This is a genomic window from Kangiella geojedonensis (genome assembly GCF_000981765.1).
Classification (GTDB): domain Bacteria; phylum Pseudomonadota; class Gammaproteobacteria; order Enterobacterales; family Kangiellaceae; genus Kangiella; species Kangiella geojedonensis.
The window spans coordinates 912,870-935,477 of sequence record NZ_CP010975.1; the positions used below are offsets into that span (position 1 = coordinate 912,870).

Here is a 22,608-nt window from a genome sequence, read left to right on the forward strand (position 1 = left end):
TACGACTCTTGATCCCTGAACTCGGTAATTTTTTATTAATCATGGCGTTTATTAACGCCATATTTTTAGGTGTGCTTTCGTTTATTGGTGCTCATTACCAACACAAAGGTTTGATGCAGTTTTCGAAACGCGCGTCGGTTAGTATTTTTGTACTGATTCTTGCCAGCTTTGTTTGCTTAACCATTTCCTTCATCAATAATGATTTCTCAGTTGCTTACGTTGCAAACCACTCGAACACACAGCTGCCGATTCATTATCGAATTTCCGCCGTTTGGGGGGCGCATGAAGGCTCGTTGCTCCTGTGGGTGCTTATCCTAACCGGCTGGATGGCTGCTGTGGCAATCTTTAGCAAGTCTTTGCCCAAGCCTTTGATTACCCGCGTTTTAGGGGTGATGGGTTTCATTGCAATTGGCTTTATCGCCTTTACTCTATTCACATCAAACCCTTTTGAGCGTGTCTTGCCGTTTATTCCAATCGATGGTTCTGACTTAAATCCTTTACTGCAAGACTTTGGTTTGATTGTACACCCGCCCATGTTGTACATGGGCTATGTCGGCTTTTCGGTGGTTTTTGCTTTTGCGATAGCTGGATTATTGCAGGGTGATTTGGATCACCACTGGGCGCGTTGGAGTCGTCCTTGGACGACTGTAGCGTGGATTTTCATGTCATTAGGGATCGCACTCGGAAGCTGGTGGGCATATTATGAACTCGGCTGGGGTGGCTGGTGGTTCTGGGATCCAGTAGAAAACGCCTCTTTCATGCCGTGGTTGGCAGGTACTGCTTTGATTCACTCGTTGGCAGCGACCGAGAAGCGTGGTGTGTTTAAGTCGTGGACTGTATTGCTTGCTATTTTAACCTTCTCTTTGAGCTTACTAGGGACTTTCCTAGTGCGTTCAGGTGTCCTAACGTCTGTTCACTCGTTTGCAAATGACCCTGTAAGAGGCCGCTTTATTCTAGTCTTCTTAGGCATTGTGGTGGGCGCTTCATTGCTTATTTATGCGATTCAGTCGAGCAAGATACGTTCCAAAGCCAACTTTGGACTTTTCTCTCGCGAAACAGCGCTATTGTTTAACAATGCATTGCTCGCGGTTGTGACTTTTATGGTCTTGCTAGGAACTTTGCATCCGTTGATTCAAGAAGCCTTTACGGGCGACAAATCTTCTGTCGGTCCTCCGTACTTTAATCTAATGTTTTCAATCTTCATGATTCCAATTTTGATTTTAATGCCTATTGGGCAGCAAATTAATTGGAAACAAGAGTCAATGAAACCGATGTTGACCAAGTATTGGCTGTGGGCGATCAGCAGTATTATTATCGCCTTAGCCGTGGTCATTATCATGGGTGGCATTGAACCGATGGCATTCGTGGGAACGACTCTAGGACTGTGGGTGTTAGCCGGTTGTGCTAAGTATGTTTTAGCGCAAGCCTCAAAAAGTACTTCGTTTGCCGTTGGCGTAAAGAAAATTAGTCGCAGTTACTGGGGAATGCTGGTAGCTCACCTCGGTGTGGCTGTAACGGTTCTTGGGGTTGTGCTGACTTCCTATTACAGTATTGAAGAAAACATCAAGATTCACCAAGGCGAAACGGTTCAGGTTGAAGATTTAGACGTTGAGTTCTACGACTTCAAGAATACTGAGGGGCCAAACTACATTTCTTCAGCGGGTAGTTTCCGTATTTATTCTGAGGGTGAGTTGATCACTGATTTGCACCCTGAAAAACGCAAGTACAATGCCTCAAAAATGGTTATGACCGAAGCAGATATTGATGCTGGATTATTCAGAGATATTTACGTGGTTATGGGCGAGCCGCTAGACGACGGTGCTTGGGCTATTAGTGTTTACTACAAACCTTTTGTGCGTTGGATTTGGTTAGGCTCAATTTTTATGGCTTTGGGTGGTTTGTTAGCAGTCTCTGACAAACGTTATCGTCAAAGACGCCGTGAACGAAAGCAAGCCAAATCAGAAACGACAAGTGTCGAGGAGGGGCAGGGTGAATAAGAAGTTAGTGTTAGCGGTAGCGCCAATCGTTACCTTCATCATCTTAGTCATTTTCTTTTGGTTTGCGTTAGAAAAAGATCCTAAAAAATTAAACTCAACCTTGATCGATAAACCGGTTCCTGACTTTAAATTATCAGCGCTACAAAATCCTGAGCGTGTGTATACGACAGATTCATTACCCGATGAATTATTTCTGCTGAATGTCTGGGGGACTTGGTGTGGCCCTTGCCACATTGAACACCCTTATTTAATGAAGTTCTCACAAAAATATCCAGTGCCTATCGTTGGGGTTAACTATAAAGACCAAGCGAGAGATGCCTTAGAGTTCCTAGAACAGAAAGGTAACCCATATTCAATGGTGATCGCTGATGTTGACGGACAGCTGGGTATTGACCTAGGCGTTTATGGTGCTCCTGAGACATTTGTCGTGGATAGCGATGGCAAAGTGAGATTTCGTTATGTAGGGGTGATTGATGACCGTGTTTGGAATAGCAAAATATTACCGGTGATCGAGCAAGTTCAAGGGTATCCTTTAGAGCAGGTGCAAAAAGAAGCAGCCGAGAATAATAGTGAGGGAATGAAATAATGAAACAGTTAGTAGCCACAATCGCCTTATTAGTGAGCTTACAAGCTTTTGCTGTTATCGAAACCTATGAGTTCAAAACAGAAGAGCAAGAACAGCTTTATACGGATATTATCAATGAGCTCCGTTGCCCAAAGTGCCAAAATCAAACCATCGCTGAGTCTAATGCTGGTTTGTCAGAAGATTTGAGGTATATCGTTTATCAGCAGGTCAGCAACGGCTCCAGCAAGCGAGAAATTCTAGCTTATATGCAAGAGCGTTACGGTGACTTTGTGCTTTATGATCCGCCAGTAAAGCCATCAAACTACTTTCTATGGTTCGCACCACTAGCAGTGTTCATGATTATTTTAATTACTGTGTTGCTAAAGGTTGGGCGCCGTAAAGTAAAACCAGAACAAGCTGAAACTGGGGAAGAATAACTGATGTTGGTTTGGGTCGCATTTGTATTAATTGCCTTGGTATGGGCTGCATGGTTATTTGGACAAGTATTTACAGGTAAGCATCGAATTATGGCTTATTTGTCACTATTGGTATTGGCAAGCCTTAGTTCGTTAGGCATTTACTTCTATCAGGGGGCTCATCAAGAGTTACAAGAGACTGCCGAGTTGCACCAGCGCTTAAGTGGCTTTGACCTCAAGCAGTTAGCAAATAAAGCGGACCAAAAAGAAATTACCATCCAAGAGCTGTTGGCCGAGTTAAGACTGCGAACGGAAAGTGATCCTAACAACTTTGAAAAGTGGCGTGAGCTTGGCAACATTTTCTTAAGGTTTGGTGAAGTGGCAAGAGCCGAGCAAGCTTACACCAGAGCGATTGCAGCTAAGCCTGGTTCCGAAACGAGAATCGAAGTGGCTCGCTACTTTATGGAGCAGGGTAGCCCAGAAGCTTTTGAGAATGCAGAGCGACATATCAACCTTGTACTCATGAATGAGCCAAACCATGAAGGTGCCTTGTTGATGCAGGGTATTAATCATTTCAAACAGCAAGAGTATCAGGCTGCGATTAGTTATTGGCAACAATTACTGCAATACAGAGATCCCGGTAGCGAATCTCACAAGTTAATTAGCAAACAAATCGAGCAAGCTCAACGACAACTTAAACTTTCTCAACTGAATCACATCACCGTTGTTATCGACAATCTGGATTCACTTCTACTGACGCGTTATAAAAAGGCGTTTTTCCTTGTTCGAAGCGAGAAGGGTGGCCCTCCAGTTGCGGTAAAGTCTATTGATATCGCTAAGCTTCATACCCCTCAAAAGATCACACCGAATGATGTGATGTTGCCCGGTGTTAATCTTTGGGATGCTGAGAATATTTATATTCAAGTTCGTTTATCGCAAAGTGGTTTAGCACAACCCGAGCCTGGTGACCGCTTTGGTCAGACCAGTGTGGAAAATTCTTTAACTCCTAGCGAAACGTTTCACATAGAAATCACGGAAAGCGTGGAATAGTGTTATCAAGGTGAATTTTTGCGTGACTTTTGTCTCAAAAAACGCCAAATTTAGACGATACAAAAAAAATCTGTAACAAATTCAGATATGGTAAGTCTAAGTTTCTGAATAACTTAACTAAAGTAAGCAATCTAGGAGTAAGTTCTATGTTAAACAAAGACAAGAAAAAATTAGCCGTAATCGTGGGCGCATCAATCGCAGCTTCTGCTGCAATGGGTACAGCCGTTGCAAATGACAACCCATTCGCGCTAAACGATCTTCAAGCTGGCTACGACCTTGCCAAGTTCGAAGCAGGTGAAGGTAAGTGCGGCGAAGGCAAGTGTGGTGAAGAGCATGCCAAAGAGCACGAAGGTAAGTGTGGCGAAGGCAAGTGCGGTGAAGGCAAAGCCGAAAAAGAAGGTAAGTGCGGCGAAGGTAAATGTGGTGAAGGCAAAGCCGAGAAAGAAGGTAAGTGTGGCGAAGGCAAATGCGGTGAAGGAAAAACCGAGAAAGAAGGTAAATGCGGCGAAGGTAAGTGTGGCGTAGCATAATCTTCTAAGCCTTAAAAAAATAGGGTGATGGCTCGTCCATCACCCATCCTTCCATTCACTCAACTTTATTAGGTGATCCTTTGTATCCAGTAACAGGTGCAGGACTTGGTTTAAGGCGTGACTTCATGAGAGAGTTTGAAGCGTTAGATGCTTCAAATATAGACTTTATGGAAGTTGCTCCGGAAAACTGGTTACCTTTTGGCGGGCATTTAGAGCAAGTCTTTGCTCAATATGCCGAGCGATTCCCTTTTGTGATTCATGGCTTGTCCTTATCTATTGGCAGCCCTAGCCCTCTTGATACGGCATTTGTAAAAGAAGTGGCAGAGTTTATCAAAAAGTATAATATCCGTTGTTACAGCGAGCACCTAAGTTACTGTAGCGATGATGGTCATATGTATGATCTGATGCCGATTCCATTTACCGAAGAAGCGGTACATTATGTTGCGGATCGAATTAAGCAGGTGCAAGACATTATTGGTCAGCGGCTCGCGATGGAAAATGTTTCCTACTACGCTGCGCCTGGACAAGAAATGTCCGAATTAGAGTTTTTCAAAGCAGTGGTCGAAGAGGCTGACTGTGATATTTTACTCGATATCAACAACATTTATGTCAACAGCATTAATCACAGCTATGATCCTAAAGAATTCCTATTAGCACTACCCAAAAATAGAATCGCTTACTCTCATATTGCTGGGCATTATGATGAAGCTGATGATTTAAAAGTAGATACGCATGGTGCCGACGTAAAAGATGATGTTTGGTCATTGCTGGACACTGCTTATGACCATTTTGGAGTATTTCCAACATTGCTTGAGCGTGATTTTAACATTCCAGCGATGCCACAGTTGCTCACTGAAGTGGACAAAATTAAGCAGTTACAAGATAAGTATAGTAGTAACCATAATCATCAACCAGCGATTGCATAGGGATAATACCTATGGCTCATTCACTACCTAAATTTCAAGAAATCCAATACCAGTTTTCAAAGAACCTTCGTAACCCGTCCGAGTTTGAGGCTCCAGATGGCATAGAAGCTCGAAGAATGAAGGTTTATCATGACTTGTTTTATAACAACATTGAGAACTTCTGCAAAAATAGCTTCCCAGTATTACGCAAAATCACATCGGATGATAAGTGGCATCGAATGGTTCGTGCTTTCTTTACGGACTTTAGAGCGGAATCCCCCTACTTTATCGATATATCAAAAGAGTTCTTTGTCTACCTTTCTGAGCATCGAAAGCCTGAGGCCGATGACTTTCCCTTTATGCTGGAACTGGCACACTGGGAGTGGATGGAGGTTAAAACGGTGTCAGCAAAAGAGGATATTCTCAAGATACCGCATGAACGGAACGGAGACTTATTCAATGAGCCCGTTGTAGTGTCGCCGCTAGCTCATAGTCTAGTCTATGAGTATCCGGTGCATAGAATTGGCCCTAGCTATATTCCTGATGAAGCTCCAGAGACGCCAACCTTCTTAATGATAAGTCGTAATCGCAAGCATAAGGTCGACTTCATGGAGGGGAACTCTATGACTTATCGACTGCTAGATATCTTTATTGAGCATCTACACGAGGGGCGACAAATAACGGGGAAACAGGCTTTGGAACAACTAATTGACGAAACCAGCTTTCCAAACCCTGAACAATTACTGAATGGCGGGCAACAAATCTTAACCAGTTTGCTAGAACGTGACATCATTTTAGGGACTGCCTAATTTAAGCATAGCGACTCTCTTTAGCGCTGGTCATAAGCGATTTGGTGCTTTATGATTAGCGCATATTAAGCATAGAAAGGTTATTGAGGAATGAAAAGTAACCCTATTATTATCATTTTGTTAGCGACATTGCTGACGGCCTGTGCCACAACAGGTGATAATCCCAAGGATCCCTATGAAGAGCGTAATAGGGCTGTCTGGGAGTTTAACCGCTCGATTGATAAAGCTGTTCTAAAGCCTGTGGCTGAGGGGTATCAGTATATTACTCCTGATCCCGTTGAAGCAGGGGTCTCAAACTTCTTTGATAATTTGGGTGAAATCTCTAACATCGTGAACTCTTTGTTACAGGCCAAGTTTGGTGATGCTGGCAAAAGCACGGGGCGCTTCCTGATCAATAGCACTATTGGTTTAGCCGGTTTATTGGATCCTGCTACTGAGATGGGGATTGATGAAAAAGATGAAGACTTTGGACAAACCCTTGCCGTTTGGGGCTTTGAGTCAGGTCCATTCCTCATGTTGCCACTAATTGGTCCTTCTAACCCAAGAGACGGCATTGGCTTTGCTGTAGATTCCTTTGGCGTTTATAGCCCGTATGACTCATTAAATGACTCACAGACAGAATGGACTTTACGTTCCTTGTGGTTAATCGATACAAGAGCTGAGTTATTACCGCTTGAAGAACAGTTGGAAGAAGCGTTAGATGAATACCTAATGGTGCGTGATGCTTATCTACAACGTAGAGAGTTCTTAATTTATGATGGTCGTCCGCCGATTGAAGATGAGTGTGAGTTTGAGGAAGACTGCGAAGAGTGGTAAAACTAAAGCATTATGCCAATCGAATTTAACGACACTTTAGTCATAGCAATTTCGTCAACGGCTCTGTTTGACTTAGCCGAAAGTCATCGTATTTACATGGAAAGTGGTGTCGACAGTTATGCGCAGTACCAAATTGATCATGAAGATGAAATGCTTAAGCCGGGTGCTGCTTTTGGCTTAGTAAAAAAGTTACTATCGTTAAACGAGACTAAAAAAGATACGCCAAAAGTTGAAGTGATCTTGTTATCACGCAACAGCGCTGATACAGGACTTCGAGTCTTTAACTCTATCGAGAATCATCAATTAAAAATCACCCGTGCAGCTTTTACCTCAGGCAATAGTCCTTATCTTTATGCTGAAGCTTTTGGAGCGCACTTATTTTTATCGACAAATCCAAAAGATGTGTTGCAGGCAATTAATGCCGGTATAGCTGCAGCGACCATTGTCTCGCCAACTCAGTCGAATAACGATAGCGATATTATTAAATTTGCTTTCGATGGAGATGCCGTTTTGTTTTCAGATGAAGCGGAACAAATCTTCCAGCAAGACGGCCTCGAAGAATTTACTCGTTCCGAAAAACAATCTGCGCAAAAACCATTAGAGGGTGGGCCTTTCAAAAACTTCCTCCAAGCCCTTCACAAGCTACAAAAAGAATATACCCAAGACAACTGCCCAATCCGTACAGCGCTAGTCACCGCGCGTTCAGCCCCAGCACACGAGCGCGTTATCCGTACGCTGCGCTATTGGGATATTCGTATCGACGAGGCTTTATTCCTCGGCGGCATGGATAAAACCAAATTCCTAAAAGCCTTCGGTGCTGACGTCTTCTTCGACGATCAAGAAGGGCATATCGACCGTGCAAAAAGCCACATCCCTAGTGGTCATGTTCCGAGTGGCGTCATAAACGAGTAATGAAATTCGGAAAACTTAAGCGCCTGACTATATTGCTAGCTTTTCTATTATTTCATTAGTAGTGGTACTTTTAGCAGTTGCAGTATTTTCAGGTGACGATCGAATTTCAAATACTAGGGGGCTGTTTTCTGTAGGATATTCAACCGGAATAGGTTTGTTATTATCATTGCTTCTAGGTGGGGTAATTGCACTGTTTGGTTACATAAGACACATCATAGAAAAAAGAAAGTACGATTTATAAAAACGAAGATCGCACAATTAAGATTTATAGCTTTTGCCTGACCACTACTTATATCAACTCTTTTAGAGTTAATGGTGAATTGGTGAGGTCTGAGTAATGGGGTACATAATAAATATACTCTGACCCCATGACTTTCATAATAAATATACTCTGACCCCATGACTTTTGAGAAGAGGCTTTAATAATATGTATAACGATACGCGTAACGGTTTCAATTCTTTGGGAAGGGAAGCTATGTATTATTACTACAGAAGGCCTGAGGCTTTCAAAAGAGACGCGTTCCAGTTGCCTTTATTTTATAGTGATACAATGAGGTTGCTGCATGATAACTTTTTATAGACGAATGTATTATGGGTACTTCTTATCATTGAAAGAGAAAGGAAGGAGCGTTAATGAGGCCGACGTTAGTATCTTTGTTGGTATGTCAAGATTTGTTTTTTATACAATAATATTGTTTTTCTTGCGGTATTACGGTGTTTTCAGTTTGACGAGAGAAAATGTTTGGTATGCTGTGATTTTCTTCGTGCTCTTTGAAGTACTGCTATCAAACTTTCTTTATGGGAAGAGTAAGTTGGAAAGAATAAAAATAGATTTTGACTCTTTAAGTGAAAATAAAAAAACCCTTTATAAGAAAGTAGCAACTGTCATTACTCCTATATCCGCTATTCTTTCAATTGGAGTTTTGTATTTCACATATGGAGCATGATTGGAATTTGAGCAGATGGTTTGCTAACTTGATTCGGAGCAATAACAGTAGCCCTCGGAAAGCTGTCTGGTTTAGGTGTGTAAGTGTGGGCAGTAGAGGTCGGAATTGAGCAAACGTAGCCTCGACGAGCGTTAGCGAACTCGAGGTTTCTTCTTATTAGTTTTCATCCTCGCTTTCCAGCTCTACTTTTGTCTCAAGAGCAATAGCCCACATTGCTTGGATGAAGTCCAAGCCGCTGCAAAGGTGGGTATGAACCATCAAGTTATCGATTTCGTGGAATTGTCCATTGCCCATCAACTTATAAATGGTATTTCTGGCTTGGACGATATTTTGCTCCATATCTGTATAAATGATTGGGGTACAGCAGACCCAGAAACCCGGTTCGAAGGGCCTGTATAGTTTTCAACGATAATTCCTCTGGCGACTTTGTATAGGGCTTCTTCGCTGTTAAAAGTCACCAGCTCCCAATCTTTAATCACGCAATCAACTCTACCCATAACCAACCTCGCTCAATGTTATGTGTCGCTTATCCAGACTAAAAGCGTAGCAACTATTGTCGTTGGCTGTTTCTATAAGAACGGTGGCTAGTGGGTAATTATCTCGGCTAGGGAATATTGGAATCGGTGGCTAGGGCTAATGATTTTGTCGGCTAAAAGGCGTAATGCCATACAGTTAAAATCTACCACTATGTAAAAAATAGTAGCATAATGCGTTGAAATCTGTAGTATTTATGGTTGCGCAAATAATAAATAACTAATGTGGGGACCAATATGTCAACTTTAAACAAGTTCTTAACCGAGCTAGGTACTAACGCTAAATTACTGGAAGACTACAAAGCAGAGCCTGTTGCGACAATGAAAGCTGCGGGTTTAAATAGTGATGAAATTGATGCTGTTCAACATGCCAATATTGCTAAAGTGAAGGAATTGATAGGTGATGGGGGAGAGTATCCAGTTGTTGTTCATAATGTAAAAGAGCATAACTTGTAATTTTCAGGTGAAGAAGCTTGCATTAATTCTGGTTCTGCTTTTAGTATTCGACTTGGCAAATGCGGATATTGAACAGGACCTAAAGCTACTAAGGGAAAGCAACACGAGTGACTCCAGTCAAGCCTTTCGCTTGATACAGGATCTACAAAGTCGGTGGGACGAGTTTGAAAGTGACGAGCAAAAAGCACGATTTTATATTCAAGAATCGTATTTCCATATACTGAAATCCGAGAGTCAAAAAGCAAAAAGACCCTTAAGATTACTGTTACAGCTAGCGGATGTGTCTGAGGACTCGAGGCTAGCTGCATATTCTTTGCTGTCTCAAATTTACATGAGTCTGAATGAGTATCAGAAGGCTTTTAATTATCTGTTTGACGGCTTGTCAATAACGCCTAAGATTAAAGACCAATCCTTACAGTTTAACTCTTACTATGCTGCAGCGAATGTGTTTGTAGAGCTAGAGGCTTTTGATGAGGCTTTAGAATATGTCCACAAAGCAAACGAAATCGCAGTAGCCATGAGCGACAACCGAAATCAATGCTATGCTAAGGCATTAGTGGCTAATATATTTTTAAGCCAAGATAATAGTCTAAACCACGAGGAGCGACTTAAAGAAGTCATTAATTATTGTAAAGGTTTAAACTTATTGGTGATTGATGCTCATCTTTACAAAAGCTTAGCAAAAAATTATTTTAACCATGGCTTATTAGAAAAATCTGAGCTTTCTTACATCAGAGCATTAAAAATATCCGCTAATAACGGCTATCTCCCGGATGTTTTGCAAATCAAACTTGGCTTGGCTCGGGTGTATTTAGAGACCGGAGAGTTGGAGAAGGCTAAAGTACATATTGATGAGGTTTTAGAAGAAACTGCAATACGAGAGTCTGGAGTGAATAGAAGGGATGCTACTGAGCTGCTGGCAAAGTATTATGAAAAGAATAGTAACCCTGTCGAAGCTAATAAAGCACTATCCCAGCTTGTTCAAATTCAGGATGAGATGCTTGCAGATCAAGCAAATAAAAATCTCGCTTACCAGAAAGTTAAATATTCACACTTAGATCAAAATGCTCAGATCCAAATTTTAGATCAAAAAAACAAATTGTTAGCACTGACATCACAAGTAGAAGAACAGTCAAAACGAAACTTTCAGCTACTTTTAGTCATTGTATTAATTGTACTAACGGGAATTAGCTTATGGTTTTGGCGTGTTAAAAAGCAAAAAGAACGTTACCAAAGACTTTCACAAATAGACGCGCTAACAAACACCTTAAATCGCAGGTACGCACTAAAACTGGCTCACGAAATTCACCAAAACAGCCTGATTAATAATAGTCACTACTGCGTCATAATTTTTGATTTGGATTACTTCAAAACAATCAATGATCGCTTTGGCCATGCAATGGGTGACTGGGTATTGAAGAAAGTGAGCGACTGTGTGAAGGGGAGAATGCGTTCTGTAGATGTGTTTGGAAGGCTCGGAGGCGAAGAGTTTATCGTTATTTTACCTCAGTGTACGAGTGATGACGCTAAAAAGTTCATTGAGCGTTGCGCTGAAGCTTTTAAAGAGATTGAGCATGCGAAATTACCGACTAACTTCCAAGTTACCGCAAGTTTTGGGGTGGCAGCAAAGCAAAACGGGGAATCTCTAGAAGAGCTGATCATAGAAGCTGATAACGCCATGTATCAAGCTAAAAGAAATGGTAGAAATCAGACCCAGGTGTATTAAGATATTTTGAATACTAACAATAAAACCTCAACAGGCTCTTTAACCTGCATCGGTACAGGGATCACCTTAGCCGGCCAAATCACAACCTTATCAAAGAACTATCTTGAAGAGGCTGAAAGTGTTTTCGGTATTTTGCCGGATAAACTTTCTGAAGACTGGGTTAAATCGCTCAATCCCTCCTATGAAAGTTTGCAATATTTGTATGCCGAGGGAAAATCTCGCCGCCAAACCTACCAGGACATGACTGAAGTGGTCTGCCAGGCTGTACGTGATGGTAAGAAAGTGGTGCTGGCGCTTTATGGACATCCAGGGATTTTTGCATGTGTTGGTCATTTTGCAATTGAACGGTTGATTGGCGAGGGTTATCCCGCCCAGATGCTCCCCGGAGTCTCTGCTGATGCTTGTCTTTACGCCGACCTAGGCTTCGACCCAGGTACTACCGGTTGCCAAGCTTATGAGGCGACTCAGTTTTTATTCAGTGGTGTTCCTCTTAACACTTCAGCTTATACCATTTTATGGCAAATCGGTCTTGCTGGAGAGCACACGCTAAAAACGTTCAAAACCACGGCACAAAACCTTGAAGCGTCCGTTCGGATTTTAAATAAGTGGTATCCGCTTGAGCATGAGATGATTTTATACGAGGCGCCGTTTATACCAGTGCAAAAACCACGAATTGATAGGTTCATGCTAAAGGACCTGCCTAAAATGGACATAACGTCTATTTCAACACTCGTGATTCCGCCTTTGACAGGATTAAAATTAGACAAAAATGCTTTAGATGAGTTTGGATTGGATATTAAGGATTTCGGATAAGTGTTGCTTAAGCTTCTAGTACTTCATTCAAAGAGCCAGTATGCTCATTCAGAACCATGTCACACCTTGATTATTTACGATACATAAGGCATCTTGTCTCTACTTGAGCTTGGGGATGTCACAATGATTCGTTATACATTATTCGCACTTTTCTGTGTATTAAGTCTTACTTTGTCTGCTCGTACCTTAGATGCGCCAGAACGCGCTGAAGGTGAGGGACCTTTTGAACGATTGATTTTACGCGGAGGTATTGTCATCGATGGTAAAGGCGCGCCACCTTTTGGACCTGTCGATATTATTATTGAAGACAATAAAATCGTTTCTGTACGTTCTGTTGGTGCCCCAGGCGTAAAGATTAAAGAATCTAGCCGCCCTAAGGCTGGACCTGGTGACAAGGTCATCGATATTTCTGGACACTATGTACTGCCAGGTTTTGTTGATATGCATGGTCACATTGCTGGTAGTGTTGATGGGTTGCCTGCAGAGTATCCGTTCAAGTTATGGCTTGGTCATGGCATTACGACGGTGCGAGAGCCTGGCAGTTTTAATGGTTTAGACTGGACCTTAAAGCACCAAGAACTGAGTGACGATAACCTCATTACCGCTCCTCGAATCGTGCCCTACGTTGGCTTTAACATGGATTGGGACAAAGAAATTACCACACCTAAGGAAACCCGTCGCTGGGTGCGTCATGTCGCCGATAAAGGAGCTAAAGGCATTAAGTTCTTTGGTTTACCACGACCGATGATGGAGGCTGCGCTTGATGAAGCTAATAAGCAAGGCTTAGGGACTATGATGCACCATGCGCAATTAAACGTGGTGGGGACCAACGCTTTAGACTCTGCGCGTTTAGGTCTAACTTCTATGGAGCATTGGTACGGACTCCCTGAAGCTTTGTTTGAAGATAAAGTGATTCAGGATTATCCGCTAGAGTATAACTATAACAACGAATCACATCGCTTCACTGAAGCGGGACGTTTGTGGCAGCAAGCGGCTAAAAAAGGTTCTGATAAGTGGAATACCGTACGAGACGAGCTGATAGAGTTGGATTTTACACTAAACCCAACCCTGACTATTTACGAAGCCAGTCGTGACGTTATGCGAGCCCGCAATGCGCCATGGCACAAAGAGTTCACTCACCCAAAACTGAAGGCTTTTTTCGAGCCAAATCGTGAGTCGCACGGTTCTTACTTTTTCGATTGGACCACGCAGAACGAAATCGATTGGAAAAATAACTACAGAATCTGGATGAGTTTCCTTAATGACTTTAAAAATAACGGTGGACGAGTAACGACAGGTTCGGATACCGGCTATATTTATAAGATATTCGGTTTTGGTTTTATTCGTGAGTTAGAGTTACTTCAAGAAGCAGGCTTCCACCCACTAGAAGTTGTACAGTCCGCGACCATCAATGGTGCTGAAGCGTTAGGCCTTGATGATAAAATCGGCACCATACAAGCTGGTAAGCTAGCTGACCTCGTGATTGTCGAAGAAAACCCGATCGCAAACTTCAAAGTTTTGTATGGGACAGGTCACTATCGTCTCGGGTTAGATAATAAAGCTGAGTACGTTGGTGGCGTAAAGTACACCATCAAAGATGGTATTGTTTTCGATGCGAAGCAGCTCCGTGAAGATGTAAAACGACTGGTTGAGCAAGCAAAGCAATCAGATTAATCAATTAAATCTTCTAAGGCTTCATCTATTGTAGGATACTCAAAGGTGAAGCCTTTCTCTTCAAGTTTCTTAGGAAGTACTCTTTGTCCCGTTAATAGGATCTTTGCCATTTCACCAACAATAATGTTAAGCGCAAAAGCAGGCATGGTTGCAATGGTCGGTCTATTGAGCTTCTTACCTAAAGCTTTAGTCAATTGTGTATTGGTGACGGGCTGGGGAGCCGTTAAGTTAAATGCTCCTGATAGATCCTGGCGGTTGATCAAGTACATGAGTGCTCGAATATGGTCTTTAATATGAATCCATGAAAAGTATTGGTTGCCACTACCAAGCTTGCCACCAAGTCCAAACTTAAACGGTGTGAGCATTTGTTGTAATGCACCTTCATCGCCTAAAACAACTCCCGTTCTGACGCAGCATACTCGAACTCCAAGTGACTCTGCTTTATAAGCGGCATCTTCCCACTGAGAGCAAAGCCTGACTTGAAACTCAGAAGCGCTTCCAGAGGTTGAGTTTTCGTTGAGCTCTTCGTTGCCTCGCGCGCCGTAATAACCTATGGCAGAGCCGCTAATTAGGGTATGAGGTTTTTTAGATTGTCCCTTAATCCACTCAAGTAAGTTTTCCGTTAGGTTTAAGCGGCTTTCTACTATTTCTTGTTTATAGTTATCGCTCCAACGTTTTGCTGATAAATTGGCACCTGCTAAATTGACAACGATGTCTACCGGCGCAACTTCTGACAAACTACTGGTCAAGGAAACGCCGTTAAAGGTAGGGTAAGCACGGTATTTTTCCGGTGACCGAGTTAACACGGTGACATCAAAATGTTGCTCTTTCAGCACAGGAACGAGGTTGCGGCCGATAAAACCTGTTCCGCCGGTAATTAAAATATGTGACATGACAACACCCCAAGGTTGTTAATGTTATAGGACTACTATAACAAACAATGTGTCGTCATTAAGTGAATACCGTTGAGATTGCTCAATAAGTTGAAAGAAGAGTTTAGGGCAACAAAAAAGGCGCATGACGCGCCCTTTTTACATTAAGCATGTATGTACGGCTAGCACTCAATAATATGAACCGCCAGGCCGCCACGAGCTGTTTCTTTGTACTTATCACGCATGTCTTTACCCGTCGCCCACATGGTTTTAATAACCTTGTCGAGAGAGACTTTATGTTGGCCATCGCCACGCATGGCGAGACGAGAAGCGTTAATGGCTTTAATCGCACCCATAGCGTTACGTTCAATACAAGGAACCTGTACAAGGCCACCAACCGGGTCGCAGGTTAGCCCTAAATTGTGCTCCATACCGATTTCAGCAGCATTTTCTACTTGCAGGGGAGAACCGCCCATCACTTCTGTTAAAGCTCCTGCCGCCATCGAACACGCTGTACCGACTTCGCCTTGACAGCCAACCTCTGCACCTGAAATTGAAGCGTTTAACTTATAAAGAACGCCAATCGCGCCAGCGGTTAGCAAGAAGCGAACCACGGCTTTCTCGTCAGCATTCGGGTTAAAGCGCATGAAGTAATACAACACAGCAGGGATAATACCGGCAGCACCATTAGTCGGAGCTGTTACGACACGTCCGCCTGCAGCGTTCTCTTCATTAACTGCTAACGCATACAGATCCACCCAGTCCATCGTAGACAGGGTGTCTGTAGTATTACTTTCAGACTTTAATTTTCGATAAATACCTGGGGCGCGACGTTTAACTTTAAGTCCACCCGGCAAGATACCTTCACGGTTACAACCACGCTTGATGCATTCTTCCATGGTATGCCAAATTTCGAGCAGCTTGCTACGAACTTCTTCTTCAGTACGCCAAGACTTCTCGTTTTCCATCATCAAGGTAGAAATACAGATACCTTCTTCTTCACAGGTATCGATTAATTCTTTTGCTGTGCTGAAAGGGTATTTAACTTTTGTGTCGTCTTCGATGATGGGAGAATCAGCGTCTACGTCATCATTGACCACAAAGCCACCGCCCACTGAATAAAAGGTTCTTTGTGCGATTTCGTTGCCATCTTTGTCGTAGGCATAAAAAATCATACCATTAGCATGCTTAGGCAGTGATTTTTTCTTATAAAGCACCAAGTCGGTTTCTTCGTTAAACGCTATGACTTTTTGCTCGTTTAAATGAATTTTTCCATCGCCACGAATGACTTCTAGACGTTCAGGAATAATATCTGGGTTAATTTCTTCAGGTAAGTGACCTTCCAAACCCAGTAGCACGGCTGTATCTGAGCCGTGACCTTTACCTGTTGCTCCTAAAGAGCCATACAGTTCACTGACAACACGCTGAGTCGAGTCGAGTAAGTTTTTCTCAGTAATAAACTCGATAAAACGATGTGCTGCACGCATTGGGCCAACCGTATGTGAGCTAGAAGGGCCAATTCCGATGCTGAACATGTCGAATACGCTAATTGCCAAAGTGTTTTCCTCGTTTCAAATTGATAACACTATTGTAATGGTAATAAGCGTCACTGGCTATGAAAGCAAGGGGAGTGCAACTTGTGATCTGACCAGTTGGTTATAACTTATCGATATATGCAGAGTGATTAATCAGCTGAGAAAATTTAACGATAATATTTGCGGTGGCTCCCCAAATATTCCAGCCGTCATAAGGTATTGAATAGATAGAATAATTTTTACCGCCATACTCTCGGTAAGAGTGGATTTGATTGTCGGGGTTGAACATAAAATCGAGTGGCGCTTCGAAAGCAGAGGAGACTTCATCTTGGCACAAAACTAACTCAACATTGTCGGGCAATATACCCACAACCGGCTGAATTAAGAAACCAGAGCCAGTTGGTTGCAAGGGGAGCTTACCCAGCACTTCAATATCCGTCTGTGGAATGCCGACTTCTTCTTCGGTTTCACGCAATGCGGTATGAACGAGATCATTGTCAGTGTCGTCCATGCTGCCGCCAGGGAAACTGATTTGGCCAGCGTGGTGTCGTAAGTGCTCTGAGCGTTGGGTTAACAAAATATGCAGCCCATTAGCTTTCTGAATTAAGGGCACTAGTACAGCGCTCGGTCTGAGCTTCGCTGTTCGTGGCGTGATTTCATCTGCAGCATCTAATGCTTGTTGTATTTGTTCAAGAGTTATCATAGTGCTCATTACCAATCATTCATCACTGAGAACGGGTAATATTTTACTGAGTTTATGAAGCGTTTCTTCATACTCGTTTTCTGCTTCTGAATCAGCCACTAAGCCGCCGCCGCCCCAAGCATGAATTTTTCCACCGTCAGTAACCAAAGTACGAATGGCAATATTGGAGTCTAAGAAGCCTCTGAAATCTATGTACATCATTGAGCCACAATAAATACTGCGGCGATGCGGTTCTAACTCCTCAATAATTTCCATCGCGCGAACTTTCGGCGCGCCGGTAATAGAGCCGCCTGGGAAGCAGTGTTTTAATAAAGTAAAGACATCGCTGTCTTGCGCTAAGTCTGCTTCAATCGTACTCACTAGGTGATGAACCGATATAAAAGATTGCAGCTCGAATAACTTGGTGACATTGACGGAACCTATTTCAGCGTTGCGACCAATATCGTTGCGCAGGAGATCGACAATCATCAAATTTTCAGCACGATCTTTGTCGCTGTTTTGAAGCTCGTCAGAAAGGCGCTTGTCTTCTGCTTCGTCTTTGCTGCGTGGGCGCGTGCCTTTGATCGGTTGTGTGACCACATGCAGCTTTTTTCGTTTACCTGTACCCTGGGGGAACACCTGTATAAAACGCTCTGGCGACAATGAGAGAATTTGTTGCTGTTCCAAATTCATATAAGACGAGAAGGGCGCTTGATTATGATCAGTGAGCTTTAAATAAGCATTCCAAGGATGACCTTGATAGTCGGCGGAAAAACGTTGAGCCAAATTCACTTGGTAACAATCGCCAGCATGAATGTAGTCATGAACTTGGTTAAAACGTTTGATGTAACCGTCTTTGTTCATGTTGCTTTGCCAAGTACTACTTAAGCTAAACTCGTTCTCTTTGGCGCTGACGCCTTCTTCATACAGCTTTTCGAATTCGACGATAATATCTTTCCAATACGCATCACAATACCGACAGAACTTAACCAAAAAACTTTTATGGTTTTTATGATCGCTGATGTAAGCCCATTCGTACAAACCAAATGCTAACTCTGGTAGCTCAATGTCGTTTTCGGCAAGACTAGGCAACTTCTCAACGTAACGTCCAGCGTCGTAACTACAGTAACCGGCAATACCACCATGAAAAGGCAGTTGAGCCAATTGATCTGGTAAAGGCTGAGCATCTTTTAAGCCAAACTCGTAAAAGCGCTTTAAGGTATCAAACGGATCGGCACTAATTTGTATATCAGCACCATTGATATCCGACTCGCCATCTGAGAACGCAAAAGTGGCTCTTGGGCGGGCCAGAATAATGTCGAACTGAGCCGCTTGATGAAGCGTTTTGCCACTATCGAATAACAGAGCCCAAGGTTCATCCGCAAAGTGCCCAAAAAGCTCACGAACACCAGCGGGCTCACGATAGGGTAATTCAACAAATGATGATTCTGAGTGCTCTTTTTTCATGCAGATTGATTAAAAAGTAAGCTAAATGTGAGGCTGATTCGGCTTATTCACCCTCAAAATTTGGGAAACGCCTGATCCAGCCTGTATAATGATGCACCGATTTTAGAGGTTTATGTGTAGCTTGTATAGCGGAGCTCACATAAGCTCGACAAACCAAGATTCGGAGAGACCTTGCATGGGCACAATTAAAGCCGAAGATTTTATTGAAAGCGTTGCTGACGCTTTCCAGTATATTTCCTATTACCACCCGAAAGATTTCATCCAAGCCATGTCTGCGGCTTATGAAAAAGAAGAAAGTCCTGCTGCAAAAGATGCGATGAAACAGATTCTCGTTAACTCGCGCATGTCTGCGACAGGGCATCGCCCCGTTTGCCAAGACACTGGTATTGCCTGTGCCTTCGTTAAAGTCGGTATGGATGCAACCTTTGAAGGTGGTATGACGATTCAAGAAATGGTAGATGAGGGCGTTCGACGCGCTTACACCAATGAAGAGAACCCGCTTCGCGCCTCAGTTTTGATGGACCCAGCAGGAAAGCGCTTAAACTCAAAAGACAATACGCCAGCGGTGGTGCACGTCGAAATGGTTAAAGGCGATAAAGTCGAAGTCACTTGTGCCGCGAAAGGCGGTGGCTCTGAAAACAAATCCAAATTTGTGATGTTAAACCCAAGCGACTCAATTGTGGATTGGGTTGTGGAGACCGTGCCAAAGATGGGTGCTGGCTGGTGTCCGCCAGGCATGCTCGGTATTGGCGTTGGCGGTACGGCTGAAAAAGCCATGGTGCTAGCCAAAGAATCCTTGATGGATCCAATCGATATGCAGGAACTGCTTAAGCGCGGCCCTAGTAATAAGGTCGAAGAACTGCGTATCGAAATTTATGAAGCGGTGAATAAACTCGGTATCGGCGCTCAAGGTCTTGGTGGCGTAACTACAGTACTTGATGTCAAAATTAAAGACTGGCCGACTCACGCAGCCTCAAAACCTGTGGCGATGATTCCAAACTGTGCAGCAACACGTCACATACACTTCACATTAGACGGTACTGGGCCTGCTATGCTAACCCCACCGTCTATCGAAGATTGGCCTGACATGGAATACGAAGCCTCAGCTGACGCCAAACGTGTCGATATGGACAATGTCACGCCAGAAGAAGTCGCCAGCTGGAAACCGGGCGATGTGTTATTGCTGAACGGCAAAATCTTAACCGGTCGTGACGCCGCTCATAAAAAGATTAAAGACTTACTGGACTCAGGCGAAGGCTTGCCAGAAGGCTTAGATTTCAATAACCGTTTCATCTATTACGTCGGCCCAGTAGACGCGGTACGTGACGAAGCCGTAGGCCCAGCAGGCCCCACAACAGCCACGCGTATGGATAAGTTTACTGAAATGATGCTCGATAAAACGGGCTTATTAGGCATGATCGGTAAAGCGGAACGTGGCGACGAAGCGATTGAAGCGATTAAAAAGCATGAGTCAGTGTACTTAATGGCTACTGGTGGCGCGGCTTACCTTGTTTCTAAAGCGATTAAAAACTCACGTGTTGTTGCTTTCCCTGAGCTGGGTATGGAAGCGGTGTATGAGTTTGACGTTGAAGATATGCCTGTGACGGTGGCGGTTGATTCGTCGGGCGAAAGTGTTCATAAGACGGGGCCGCAGGTTTGGAAAGTTAAGTTAGCATCCTAGTCGTCATTCCCGCGAAAGCGGGAATCTCAGGATAGTTAAAGAAATAGATTCCCGCTTTCGCGGGAATGACAAGATATTAAGGCAAAGAATTATGAGTGCAGGTTTAAAATTAAGAAAAGCGGTTGAAGATAATAATCCGTTACAGGTTATGGGTACGATTACGGCTTACGCGGCGCGTATGGCTGAGCAGGTGGGTCACAAGGCGGTTTACCTTTCTGGAGGCGGTGTGGCTGCTAACTCGTTGGGTATGCCTGATTTGGGTATTTCTACAGCAGAAGACTTATTAGTAGACATCCGTCGTATCACTGACGTCTGCAGTTTGCCATTATTGGTGGACATCGATACTGGCTTTGGTGGCGCTTTTAATATCGCGCGCACCACGCGTTCTTTGATTAAAGCTGGCGCAGCTGGTTTCCACATGGAAGACCAGGTAGCTGCAAAGCGTTGTGGTCATCGCCCAAATAAAGAAATCGTGAGTCAGCAGGAAATGGTTGACCGTATTAAAGCGGCAGTTGATGCGCGTACCGATGAAAACTTCGTGATTATGGCACGAACTGATGCGCTTGGTGTCGAAGGTATGCAGTCGGCGATTGATCGCTCGAACGCGTGTCTTGAAGCGGGCGCTGACATGATCTTCCCAGAAGCGATGAGCAAGCTGGAAGATTATAAATACTTCCGTGAGCACGTAAATGCTCCAATCTTGGCCAACATTACTGAGTTTGGCCAAACGCCACTATTCTCGTGTGAAGAGTTGGGCGAGCAGGGCGTTGATATCGTCTTGTATTGCTGTGGCGCATACCGTGCTATGAACAAGGCTGCTGAAACTTTTTATCGTGATGTTTTAGAGAAAGGTCACCAGCGTGACGTGGTCGAAATCATGCAAACGCGCGAAGAGTTGTATGATTTCCTTGGCTACCACGACTATGAGCAGAAGCTGGATAAGCTTTTTGCTGAAGGTAAAGAAAAATAGTATTTAAGAATCGCAGATAGCGGTTCAGCATTAAAAGAGAATTTAAATTTTAAAACAGGAGTAGATAGTATGAGTGAGTCAGTTTTACCAAAACCAAAAAAGTCGGTTGCCTTATCAGGCGTACCAGCAGGTAACACTGCCCTATGTACTGTGGGTCGTAGCGGAAACGATTTGCACTACCGTGGTTACGACATTTTAGACTTGGCAGAAAGCTGTGAGTTTGAAGAAGTTGCACATTTATTAATTCACGGTAAATTGCCTAACGCTGCTGAGTTAAACAACTACAAGCGTAAATTAAAAGCACTTCGTGGTTTACCAGCACTAGTACAAGACGCGCTAGAGCTTATTCCTGCGAATGCACACCCGATGGACGTTCTGCGTACGGGTTGCTCAATTTTAGGTACAGTTTTGCCAGAGCGCGAAAGCCAACCGCTAAACGAAGCAAAAGACATTGCGGATCGCCTTATGGCATCATTCCCGTCAATGCTTCTATATTGGTACCACTTCTCGCACAATGGCGTAGCGATTGACTTAGAAACTGATGAGGAATCTATTGCAGGTCACTTCCTACACTTGTTACACGGCGAGCCATGCCCTGACTCATGGGTTCGTGCGATGCAGATTTCATTGAACCTTTATGCAGAGCATGAGTTCAATGCATCCACTTTCACTAGCCGTGTAATCACAGGTACAGGTTCTGACATGTACTCAGCGATTTGTGGCGGTATTGGTGCATTGCGTGGCCCTAAGCACGGTGGTGCAAACGAAGTCGCGCTAGACATTCAAATGCGTTACGACAACCCAGACCAAGCTGAAGCTGATATTAAAGAGCGTATTGCTCGCAAAGAAATCGTGATTGGTTTCGGCCACCCAGTTTACACAACGGGCGACCCTCGTAATGACGTGATCAAGAAAGTGGCAAAAGAGTTGTCAGTTGAGCAGGGCGATACTAACTTGTTCAACATTGCAGAGCGCCTTGAAACAGTCATGTGGGATGAAAAGAAAATGTTCCCTAACCTAGACTGGTTCTCAGCCGTGTCTTACAACAAGATGGGTATCCCAACATCAATGTTCACGCCAATTTTCGTGATGTCACGAATCTCAGGCTGGGCTGCGCACGTTATGGAGCAGCGTCAAGACGGCAAAATCATTCGTCCGAGCGCCAACTATACGGGGCCGGAGCCGAGGGAGTTTGTTGAAATCGACAAACGATAGTCAAAATTTTTTTTAGCGCCAATAGCGGCGTTACGCA

21 protein-coding genes are annotated in these 22,608 nt (G+C 43.6%); 16 read left to right on the forward strand and 5 right to left on the reverse strand.

Translation table 11 applies throughout. The features are described from left to right. Positions 1-8 precede the first annotated feature (8 nt). The 9 genes from TQ33_RS04055 to TQ33_RS04095 all read left to right on the forward strand — a co-directional run bounded on the left by TQ33_RS04055 (position 9) and on the right by TQ33_RS04095 (position 8,000). On the forward strand, positions 9-1,997 hold the full coding sequence (locus TQ33_RS04055) for a heme lyase CcmF/NrfE family subunit (RefSeq protein ID WP_046560921.1): 1,989 nt from the start codon (positions 9-11) through the stop codon (positions 1,995-1,997). After that, positions 1,990-2,583 (forward strand): DsbE family thiol:disulfide interchange protein, encoded by a 594-nt coding sequence (locus TQ33_RS04060; protein ID WP_046560922.1) that lies wholly within the window; start codon positions 1,990-1,992, stop codon positions 2,581-2,583. Before TQ33_RS04055 ends, TQ33_RS04060 begins: the two co-directional genes overlap by 8 nt. Further along, on the forward strand, positions 2,583-2,999 hold the full coding sequence (locus TQ33_RS04065) for a cytochrome c-type biogenesis protein (RefSeq protein ID WP_046560923.1): 417 nt from the start codon (positions 2,583-2,585) through the stop codon (positions 2,997-2,999). Before TQ33_RS04060 ends, TQ33_RS04065 begins: the two co-directional genes overlap by 1 nt. A gap of 3 nt (positions 3,000-3,002) precedes the next feature. Then, on the forward strand, positions 3,003-4,028 hold the full coding sequence (locus TQ33_RS04070) for a tetratricopeptide repeat protein (RefSeq protein WP_046560924.1): 1,026 nt from the start codon (positions 3,003-3,005) through the stop codon (positions 4,026-4,028). 146 nt (positions 4,029-4,174) lie between these two features. Continuing rightward, positions 4,175-4,558, forward strand: coding sequence for an HvfA family oxazolone/thioamide-modified RiPP metallophore (locus tag TQ33_RS04075; protein WP_046560925.1), 384 nt, complete (start codon positions 4,175-4,177; stop codon positions 4,556-4,558). 80 nt (positions 4,559-4,638) lie between these two features. Next, positions 4,639-5,484, forward strand: a complete 846-nt coding sequence (locus TQ33_RS04080; RefSeq protein WP_228640411.1) for an HvfB family MNIO-type RiPP peptide maturase — start codon at positions 4,639-4,641, stop codon at positions 5,482-5,484. Between the two features lie 11 nt (positions 5,485-5,495). Next, positions 5,496-6,272, forward strand: a complete 777-nt coding sequence (locus TQ33_RS04085) for an HvfC family RiPP maturation protein (protein ID WP_046560927.1) — start codon at positions 5,496-5,498, stop codon at positions 6,270-6,272. Positions 6,273-6,362: 90 nt separating this feature from the next. Then, positions 6,363-7,088, forward strand: a complete 726-nt coding sequence (locus TQ33_RS04090; protein WP_046560928.1) for an MlaA family lipoprotein — start codon at positions 6,363-6,365, stop codon at positions 7,086-7,088. Between the two features lie 12 nt (positions 7,089-7,100). Further along, positions 7,101-8,000, forward strand: coding sequence for a 5'-nucleotidase (locus TQ33_RS04095; RefSeq protein WP_046560929.1), 900 nt, complete (start codon positions 7,101-7,103; stop codon positions 7,998-8,000). A 1,103-nt stretch (positions 8,001-9,103) separates the two neighbouring features. Here the strand turns inward: TQ33_RS04095 and TQ33_RS04105 are convergent. Beyond that, entirely contained in the window at positions 9,104-9,286 is a 183-nt protein-coding gene (locus TQ33_RS04105; protein WP_046560931.1) for a hypothetical protein, read from the reverse strand. A gap of 431 nt (positions 9,287-9,717) precedes the next feature. Between TQ33_RS04105 and TQ33_RS04110 the strand changes: the two genes are divergently transcribed. The 4 genes from TQ33_RS04110 (at position 9,718) to TQ33_RS04125 (ending at position 14,149) form a co-directional block, all read left to right on the forward strand. Beyond that, positions 9,718-9,936 (forward strand): hypothetical protein, encoded by a 219-nt coding sequence (locus TQ33_RS04110; RefSeq protein ID WP_046560932.1) that lies wholly within the window; start codon positions 9,718-9,720, stop codon positions 9,934-9,936. Between the two features lie 331 nt (positions 9,937-10,267). Then, positions 10,268-11,662 carry a tetratricopeptide repeat-containing diguanylate cyclase gene (locus tag TQ33_RS04115; protein WP_144405946.1) on the forward strand — a complete coding sequence of 465 codons (1,395 nt, stop codon included), beginning with the start codon at positions 10,268-10,270 and terminating at the stop codon, positions 11,660-11,662. 6 nt (positions 11,663-11,668) lie between these two features. Next, a complete protein-coding gene (locus tag TQ33_RS04120; protein WP_218915790.1) occupies positions 11,669-12,475 on the forward strand; it encodes an SAM-dependent methyltransferase in 807 nt (268 codons plus the stop codon). Between the two features lie 123 nt (positions 12,476-12,598). Then, complete coding sequence (locus tag TQ33_RS04125) at positions 12,599-14,149, forward strand: amidohydrolase family protein (RefSeq protein ID WP_046560935.1); 1,551 nt, start codon at positions 12,599-12,601, stop codon at positions 14,147-14,149. On the opposite strand, the gene TQ33_RS04130 is transcribed toward TQ33_RS04125, so the two are convergent. From TQ33_RS04130 to pabB, 4 genes are all read right to left on the reverse strand, one after another. Then, positions 14,146-15,042 (reverse strand): TIGR01777 family oxidoreductase, encoded by an 897-nt coding sequence (locus TQ33_RS04130; RefSeq protein ID WP_046560936.1) that lies wholly within the window; start codon positions 15,040-15,042, stop codon positions 14,146-14,148. The two genes, TQ33_RS04125 and TQ33_RS04130, sit on opposite strands and share 4 nt — an antisense overlap. 161 nt (positions 15,043-15,203) lie before the next feature. Continuing rightward, positions 15,204-16,577 carry an L-serine ammonia-lyase gene (locus TQ33_RS04135; RefSeq protein ID WP_046560937.1) on the reverse strand — a complete coding sequence of 458 codons (1,374 nt, stop codon included), beginning with the start codon at positions 16,575-16,577 and terminating at the stop codon, positions 15,204-15,206. A gap of 100 nt (positions 16,578-16,677) precedes the next feature. Beyond that, positions 16,678-17,268, reverse strand: coding sequence for a CoA pyrophosphatase (locus TQ33_RS04140; RefSeq protein ID WP_046560938.1), 591 nt, complete (start codon positions 17,266-17,268; stop codon positions 16,678-16,680). A gap of 6 nt (positions 17,269-17,274) precedes the next feature. Further along, positions 17,275-18,705 (reverse strand): aminodeoxychorismate synthase component I, encoded by a 1,431-nt coding sequence (gene pabB, locus TQ33_RS04145; RefSeq protein WP_046560939.1) that lies wholly within the window; start codon positions 18,703-18,705, stop codon positions 17,275-17,277. Between the two features lie 175 nt (positions 18,706-18,880). On the opposite strand from pabB, the gene TQ33_RS04150 reads away from it, so the two are divergent. The 3 genes from TQ33_RS04150 (at position 18,881) to prpC (ending at position 22,571) form a co-directional block, all read left to right on the forward strand. Beyond that, complete coding sequence (locus tag TQ33_RS04150) at positions 18,881-20,386, forward strand: fumarate hydratase (RefSeq protein WP_046560940.1); 1,506 nt, start codon at positions 18,881-18,883, stop codon at positions 20,384-20,386. Positions 20,387-20,477: 91 nt separating this feature from the next. Further along, positions 20,478-21,356, forward strand: a complete 879-nt coding sequence (prpB, locus tag TQ33_RS04155) for a methylisocitrate lyase (RefSeq protein ID WP_046560941.1) — start codon at positions 20,478-20,480, stop codon at positions 21,354-21,356. Positions 21,357-21,425: 69 nt separating this feature from the next. Further along, positions 21,426-22,571 carry a bifunctional 2-methylcitrate synthase/citrate synthase gene (gene prpC, locus TQ33_RS04160; RefSeq protein ID WP_046560942.1) on the forward strand — a complete coding sequence of 382 codons (1,146 nt, stop codon included), beginning with the start codon at positions 21,426-21,428 and terminating at the stop codon, positions 22,569-22,571. Positions 22,572-22,608 lie beyond the last annotated feature (37 nt).